This is a genomic window from Sphingomonas sp. RB1R13 (genome assembly GCF_036663775.1).
Classification (GTDB): Bacteria; Pseudomonadota; Alphaproteobacteria; order Sphingomonadales; family Sphingomonadaceae; genus Sphingomicrobium.
In genome coordinates, this window is sequence record NZ_JAXOJM010000042.1 from 1 (window position 1) to 1,290 (window position 1,290).

Genomic DNA, 1,290 nt, shown 5'->3' on the forward strand with positions numbered 1-1,290 from the left:
CGAAGCTGTTCGACGCAAAGTCCTTGGGGTCGACGACCGCGCTGTCAACATTGGTGAAGATCTTGAACTCGTCCGCCACCCGCGCATCATAGCCATAAGACGACAGGCCATAGCTGATGCAGCCGTCGCGACGCTGGCTCTCGACGAACGGTTCGATCATGCCTTGGGTCTGCGCGGCCTCGCGAATCCAGCGGTCGGACAGGATCGACATCTTCATTCCCTTCAGGTTTGGCCGCTCATCGCCGGATCGCGGGGACAGGGCAACCGGCAACCGCCAAAAAGGGGGGGCTCACGCGGAGCCGCAAGGAAGAATGATGTTCGCGCTGAGGTGAGGAGAGGACGTATCCGATCGTACGCGACGGCCGGTCGCCGCCGGGAGCCGGGAGACTTATAGCCCGACCGATAATTAGGTTGAGCGATTTCGGTCAGTTGTGATTCACCGGGGTTTGCGAAGACCTTGGAGGCCACATGGGCTGGACCGAAACCGCTCGTCGCGAGCATGACAGAAGAAGGCTGCGTTACACAAGCGACTGTACCGACGAGGAATGGGCGATCATCGCGCCGCTGCTCACTCGAACGACGAAGGTGGGCCGCCCACGCTTGCACCGGGCACGGGATCTGTGGAACGCGATCCAGTACCTTGCCGCGACGGGATGCCAGTGGGCGCAACTGCCCCGCGACTTTCCGCCCTTCACGACTGTACAGTACCATTTCTACCGAATGCGCGACAGCGGCCTACTCGATGCGATCAACGCGGTGCTGGTAGCCGGAGTGCGGGTCGCGGAGGGGCGCGAGGCCGAACCGACCGCAGGCATCATCGACAGCCAGTCGGTGAAAACCACTGAAGCGGGTGGGCCGCGCGGCTATGACGCCGGCAAGAAGGTCAAGGGGCGCAAGCGCCACATCGCGACCGACACGACCGGCAACCTGCTCGACGGACTGGTTCTGGCCGCCGATATCCAGGACCGTGACGGCGCACCGAACCTCATCAAGCGCTGTCGCGACGCCTATCCCGCGCTTGACCGTTTCTTCGCCGATGGCGGCTATGCCGGGCAGAAACTGGCCGATGCCATCGCGCATATCGACCGCCTCGTCATCGAGATCGTCCGGCGTTCCGACGCCCACCGCTTCGTCGTCCTGCCCCGGCGCTGGGTCGTCGAACGCACCATCGCCTGGCTCAACCGATGCCGCCGTCTCGCCAAAGACTGGGAGGCATCTGTCGCCTCCGCAGAAGCATGGCTTGTCATCGCCTCCATCAGGCGGATGACACGCCGTATCGCTAAACTCGAA

1 protein-coding gene and 1 pseudogene are annotated in these 1,290 nt (G+C 63.3%); one reads left to right on the top strand and one right to left on the bottom strand.

What is annotated here, in order from left to right:
* Nucleotides 1-211 (bottom strand): annotated as a pseudogene (gene dcd, locus U1700_RS14650) (dCTP deaminase); the annotation flags it as partial.
* Between the two features lie 257 nt (nucleotides 212-468).
* Between dcd and U1700_RS14655 the strand changes: the two are divergent.
* The coding region (locus tag U1700_RS14655; RefSeq protein WP_332753425.1) for an IS5 family transposase at nucleotides 469-1,290 on the top strand (822 nt) is incomplete at its 3' end.